Annotated in this window: 7 protein-coding genes; 4 read left to right on the forward strand and 3 right to left on the reverse strand. The window is 67.6% G+C overall.

Annotated elements, in window-relative coordinates; all coding sequences use genetic code 11:
- Window positions 1–154: 154 nt before the first annotated feature.
- The gene (locus L995_RS25345; RefSeq protein WP_016452068.1) at window positions 155–1,093 is read left to right on the forward strand and encodes a pirin family protein; all 939 of its coding nucleotides are present in this window, start codon (window positions 155–157) and stop codon (window positions 1,091–1,093) included.
- A gap of 97 nt (window positions 1,094–1,190) precedes the next feature.
- On the opposite strand, the gene L995_RS25350 is transcribed toward L995_RS25345, so the two are convergent.
- A complete protein-coding gene (locus L995_RS25350) occupies window positions 1,191–1,571 on the reverse strand; it encodes an HPF/RaiA family ribosome-associated protein (RefSeq protein WP_016449850.1) in 381 nt (126 codons plus the stop codon).
- 371 nt (window positions 1,572–1,942) lie between these two features.
- Here L995_RS25350 and L995_RS25355 point away from each other — a divergent pair, with 371 nt between their 5' ends.
- Window positions 1,943–2,824, forward strand: a complete 882-nt coding sequence (locus L995_RS25355; RefSeq protein WP_012202849.1) for a gamma-glutamyl-gamma-aminobutyrate hydrolase family protein — start codon at window positions 1,943–1,945, stop codon at window positions 2,822–2,824.
- Here the strand turns inward: L995_RS25355 and L995_RS25360 are convergent.
- A complete protein-coding gene (locus L995_RS25360; RefSeq protein ID WP_047474106.1) occupies window positions 2,726–3,745 on the reverse strand; it encodes a LysR family transcriptional regulator in 1,020 nt (339 codons plus the stop codon). The two genes, L995_RS25355 and L995_RS25360, sit on opposite strands and share 99 nt — an antisense overlap.
- Before the next feature lie 76 nt (window positions 3,746–3,821).
- Between L995_RS25360 and L995_RS25365 the strand changes: the two genes are divergently transcribed.
- Both L995_RS25365 and L995_RS25370 read left to right on the forward strand, forming a co-directional pair.
- Complete coding sequence (locus tag L995_RS25365; RefSeq protein ID WP_016449852.1) at window positions 3,822–4,163, forward strand: protocatechuate 4,5-dioxygenase subunit alpha; 342 nt, start codon at window positions 3,822–3,824, stop codon at window positions 4,161–4,163.
- 47 nt (window positions 4,164–4,210) lie between these two features.
- Window positions 4,211–5,056, forward strand: coding sequence for a class III extradiol dioxygenase family protein (locus tag L995_RS25370; RefSeq protein ID WP_047474107.1), 846 nt, complete (start codon window positions 4,211–4,213; stop codon window positions 5,054–5,056).
- 85 nt (window positions 5,057–5,141) lie between these two features.
- Here L995_RS25370 and L995_RS25375 read toward each other — a convergent pair whose 3' ends face one another.
- On the reverse strand, window positions 5,142–5,612 hold the full coding sequence (locus tag L995_RS25375) for an FKBP-type peptidyl-prolyl cis-trans isomerase (RefSeq protein WP_034399899.1): 471 nt from the start codon (window positions 5,610–5,612) through the stop codon (window positions 5,142–5,144).
- Between the last annotated feature and the right edge of the window lie 153 nt (window positions 5,613–5,765).

Genomic DNA, 5,765 nt, shown 5'->3' on the forward strand with positions numbered 1-5,765 from the left:
AAAAGGACGGGCGCCGGGCCGTTCCTCGAATGTAAACAATGTTCCTGAGAATGCGCTGTCAGCGAACAGGCCCAATATCTGCGATCCTGGTTTGCCTGCTGCGCCGAGCTGCACGACACTGGTGGCCTCCCCCACGAACCAGGCCGATCCGCCCATGTCCGACACGTCCCCACCCAACTCCCAGCCCCAGCACCTTCCCACCCGCACCGCCGACGTGGGCGGCATTCCCATTCAGCGCGCCATTCCGCAGCGCGCCCTGCGCAAGGTCGGTGCCTGGTGCTTTCTCGACCACGCCGGCCCCGCCGATCCCGCGCCGCCCGGCATGCAGGTCGGCCCGCATCCCCATATCGGCCTGCAGACCTTCACCTGGATGATCCGCGGCGAAGTGCTGCACCGCGACAGCCTGGGCAACACCCAGATCATCCGGCCCGGACAGGTCAATCTGATGACGGCAGGCCACGGCATCGCCCATTCCGAGGAAAGCCAGACGCCCTCGCACATCCACGCCGCCCAGCTGTGGATTGCGCTGCCCGAATCGCACCGCAACGGTCCGCCTCGCTTCCAGCACTACCCCGAGCTGCCCAGGACCACGGTGGGGGACTTCACGGCCACGGTGCTGGCCGGCGAGGCGCTGGGCCTGACGTCGCCCGCCGAGGTGCACACGCCCCTGATGAGCGTGGATCTGCATGCGGACAGCGCACGCAGCGCCAATGCCGTCGCCACGTTGCCGCTGCGCGCCGATTTCGAGCATGCCGTGCTCAGCCTGGAAGGTGACGTGCGCGTGAACGGCCAGCCGCTGCCGGTGGAGGAATTGCTCTACCTGCCCCTGGGCACGCCCTCGGTCGCCATCGAAGCGGCGCCCGGCAGCCGCCTGCTGGTCATTGGCGGCGAGCCCATGGATGAAGCCATCTTGCTGTGGTGGAACTTCGTGGCGCGCACGGGAGAGGAAATCGCCGAGGCCCGCGCGCAGTGGGAGGCCGAGACCCGGCAGCCCGCCACTGCGGCGCGCCGCTTCGGACCGCCGCTGGCTTCGCCCCTGGCGCCGCTGCATGCGCCTTCGCTGGACGGCGTGGTGCTGCGCGCCTCGCGCTGAAACGCGCCGTACCGCAGCCTTCGCGGCGATCGCCGCCCCAGCAAAAAGGCGCCCCGAAAGGGGCGCCTTGCCGTTGATGTTGCGGGAGTTTCGAGGGTCAGGCCGGGCTGGCCGCATCCACCTCGGTGCCATCTTCCACGCCGCGCACGCTCTCGCGGCCATGCTTGTCCTTGAGCTTGCCCAGATCGGTTTCCACCGCCCGCTTCAGCTTATCGATGGCGGCGTTGAAGGCGTCCTTGACCTTCTCGGCCTCGGCGTTCACGGCGATCGGCGGGCGTCCATTGGCCCGGGTCTCCAGAACGCAGCGCTTGCCGGGAGCCCCCGAAGTCTTGAGCGCATCGACACCCGTGAGGAACACCTCCACGCGCACCACATAGTCCTTCAATCTCGCCAGCTTGGCGTTGATTTCTTCCTGCGCCCATTGCGCCAAGGACTCGCCACCCTGGATCGAATCGTCGGCATGAACCTGAACTTGCATGCATATCCTCCTAGTCGCCAAAAGCCGCACCACCGGCGCGGCGGGGTTGTCGGGGCCATTGATGAACTGGCGAAACCATCGTAACGCCATGCGGGCTGCCTGCACAGCAAGTCGCACCCTGCGTCGTCAGGTTTTTCGCACTGCAGCATCCGCAGTCCCCACCCTGCCTACAGGCTACACCCAGAGGGGCGACGCCGGGTTCAGCGCGCTGAAGAAGCTTGAGATGCCTCAAGACAACTCTTGCATTCACCTACACCTATTTGCGGTGATGGCCCTGCGCCGGTCGCGGGCGTTCAACCCCTTCCTACAGGTCGCAGGCACGATTGGGCTTACAACGTGACCATCAGGACTTTCCCCTTGCCCACCACCCCATGAGCCCACTTGCCTCACGCCGCCTCAAGATCGGCCTTTCGGCCTGTTTCTCCCATGCGGACCCGCAGCGTCCGCTTTTCACGGGCAAGACGCTGCAGTACGTGGAGCAATCGATAGCGCACTGGATCATGTCGGCCGGCGCCATGGTGGTGATGGTGCCCTGCCCCACAGGCGAGACCGCACGCGGCGACGTGACGCTGGAGCACTATGCCGAGTGGCTGGATGGGGTGGTCATGCATGGCGGCGCCGACGTCTGGCCCGGCAGCTATGGCGAGGAACCCATGCGCCCCGAATGGCTGGGCGACCGCGTGCGCGACCTCTACGACCTGGCCGTGGTCGAGGCGTTTTCCCAGGCCGGCAAGCCCATCTTCGGCGTCTGCCGCGGTCTGCAACTGATCAACGTGGCCTTCGGCGGAACGCTCTACCAAGACATCGAGACCCAGGTGCCCGGCTCGCAGCTGCACCGCAATCCCACCGAGTACGACCGCCACTACCACGACATCGCCATCGTGCCCGGCAGCCGGCTGGAGGCGCTGTATCCCACGCTGGACCGCGCACGCGTCAACAGCATCCACCACCAGGGCATCAAGGACGTGGCGCCCGAGTTCGATGTGGAGGCCTGGAGCCTGCCCGACCGCATTCCCGAGGCCATCTTCCGCAAGCCCGGCACGCTCAAGAGCTACATCGCGGCCACGCAGTGGCACCCCGAATTCCAGTTCCGCAACCCCGACACCAGCACGCTGGATGACAGCGTGCTGCTGCGCGACTTCCTGGCCGCCTGCTCACGCGCCCGCGTGAGCCCGGCCGTGAGCCACAGCCCCTTCCAGATCCGCAACCGCGCCGCGCGCCTGCTGCGCCGCGCCTTGCTTCGCAGGCATTGACGGCTCGGCGCCGCCAAGCGCCTGCGCCACCACTTGCTGCAACTGCCCGCGCAGCCACGCATGGGCGGGATCGGCCTGGTGGCGCGCGTGCCAGATCATGAACATGGGCAGCGGCGGGCAGTCCACGGGCACCGCAACGCTGGCCAGCGATGACAGGGCCGTGCGGCCCAGCAGCGATGGCGCCGTCGCCAGCAGCGGCGTGCCGCGCACAAAGGCGGCCAGCGCCGCAAAGCCCGGCACGCGCACGGCAAAGCGGCGCTCCAGCCCGCGCGCCTGCAGTTGCAGGTCCAGGTCCAGCGCCTGGCGGTCGGCATAGGCCACGGTGGCGTGGTCGGCGTGCAGATAGTCGGCCAGGCTGGCCGGCGGCTGTCGCACGGCGCTGTCATGGAAGACTGCGTACTCATCGCTGAACAGGCGCTTTTGCACGATGTCCGTGGCATCGGGCGGGCGCGGGCTGATGGCCAGCAGGCAGGCATCCGAGCGCAGCAGTTCGGCATCCGGCGCGCCGCTGTCGATCACGCGCAGCACCGTCCCGGGCGCGGATGAGCGCAGGCGCCGGGCCAGCGCGGGCAGCAGCAGTTCGCGCTGCAGGTCGTTGGCGGCAATGGTGATCTCGGCACGCCAGTGCGCGGGGTCAAAGCTGGGCCCCTGGCCGAACTGCTGCATCTGCCGCAGCAGCTCGCGCGCCGGGTCCTGCAGCGCCAGCGCATGGGCCGTGGGCGCAATGCCCCGCCCCTGCCGCACGAACAATCGGTCGCCCGTGATGGCGCGCAGCTTGTCCAGCAGATGGCTGACGGCCGATTGCGTCACGCCCAGGCGCTGCGCCGCCGCCGTGACGCTGCCGGTCTCCAGCACGGCCAGCAGCAGTTGCAGCAGCCTGCCATCGAGCTGCGATCCATCGATTTGTCTCATGCATTCCATGATTGGCCGCCGCTTTATCTTTGGCAACGCGCGCCGGACACTGCCGCTGATCCAACGCAAATACCGGAGACAAAACATGGCCGATCAGCCGCAGATTCCCGGCACCACCCTGTTCGACGGCAGGCAGGCCCGCAAGGGCTATGCGCTCAACAGCATGTGCTTTTCCTTCAACGAGCTGGCCAACCGCCAGGCCTTCCTGGCCGACGAGGAGGCCTATATGCGCAGCTACGGGCTGAACCAGGAGCAGGCCGAGGCCGTGCGCGCGCGCAACGTGCTGCAGATGATCGCGGCCGGCGGCAACGCCTACTACCTGGCCAAGCTGGCCGGCATCTTCCACCTGGACATGCAGGACATAGGCGCCCAGCAGACCGGCATGACCAAGGCCGAATTCCAGGCCCTGCTGCGCTCGCACGCCTGAGCCCCGCCACAGACCATACGCAAGACACAGTACAGGAGACACCCACCATGGCACATCTCATCGGCGGCCTCGGCACCTCGCACATTCCCGCCATCGGCAACGCCATCCACAAGGGCCTGCAGAACGAGCCCTACTGGAAGCCCTTCTTCGACGGCTTCCCGCCCATCCGCGAATGGCTGGCCGCCCAGCGCCCCGACGTGGTGGTGATGTTCTACAACGACCACGGCCTGAACTTCTTCCTCGACAAGATGCCCACCTTCGCCGTGGGCGCGGCCGAGCGCTACTGCAACGCCGACGAAGGCTGGGGCATTCCCACGCTGGCACCGCTGCGCGGCCACGCGGAGCTGTCATGGCACCTGATCGAGTCCCTGGTGGGCGAGGACTTCGATGTGGTCAGCTGCCAGGAGATGCTGGTGGACCATGCCTGCACGCTGCCGCTCAAGCTGTTCTGGCCCGAGGGCGACTGCCCGGTGGCCGTCGTGCCGGTGTGCATCAATACCGTGCAGTTCCCGCTGCCCTCGGCGCGCCGCTGCTATGCGCTGGGCCAGGCCGTGGGCCGGGCGATTGCGCGCTGGAACAGCGACCAGCGCGTGGCCGTCATTGCCTCAGGGGGCCTGTCGCACCAGCTCGATGGCGAGCGCGCGGGCTTCATCAACAAGGCCTTCGACCTGCAGTTCCTTGAAAGCATGGCCACCAATCCCGAATGGGCCACGCAGTTCAGCGTGCATGAACTCGTGGAAAAGACCGGCACCCAGGGCGTGGAACTGCTGATGTGGCTGGCCATGCGCGGCGCCCTGTCCGCGGCTGCGCCCGGCGTGCGCCGCGTGCACGGCAACTACCACATACCGATCTCCAACACCGCCACGGCGCTGCTGGCGCTGGAGGCGGTCTAGTCGGAAACACAAAGGCCGCCGGGCATGCCAGGCGGCCTTTGTGCTCTGCGGGGCCGTGCGGACCGGGTGTACCCGGCCCTGCCTCTCAATGGTGGTGGCCGTGGCCGCCGTGCACGTGGCGGTGCTCGATTTCCTCGGGCTTGGCCGCGCGCACTTCGGTGACCTTGCAGGCAAAGTGCAGCGCCATGCCGGCCAGCGGGTGGTTGCCGTCCAGCAGCACCACGGGGCCCTTGATCTTGACCACGTGGTAGATCTGGGGCTGGCCCTGGTCATCCGTGCCGCGCAGCTGGCCGCCGACCTTCACGCCGGGTGGGAACTCGCCCTTGGGGATGGTGCGGGTCAGGCTCTCGTCGCGCGCGCCGAAGGCGTCTTCCACGGCCAGGTCCACGGTCAGCGTGTCGCCCACGGCCTTGCCGTCCAGGGCGGCTTCCACCTTGGCGAAGATGTTGTCGTAGCCGCCATGCAGATAGGCCACGTCGCCCTTGTCGAGCAGCTTGCCCAGCTTGTCGGTGATCTTGTAGTTGATGGTGACGGCGGTGTCTTTGGTGATGTTCATGGCAAAGGCCTTGGAAAACCGCAGCGCAAAAGGCGCGCCGCGCAAAGCCGCCATTGTCGGCGACCTGGGGCATTCCAGCGTCGGGACCGGGGGTTCACCGGCTGCCCAGCCTCAGCCCAGGCACTCGCGCGCGCATTCGAGCAGGCTACGCGG

This window comes from Delftia sp. ZNC0008 (genome assembly GCF_000799035.1).
Classification (GTDB): domain Bacteria; phylum Pseudomonadota; class Gammaproteobacteria; order Burkholderiales; family Burkholderiaceae_C; genus Comamonas; species Comamonas tsuruhatensis.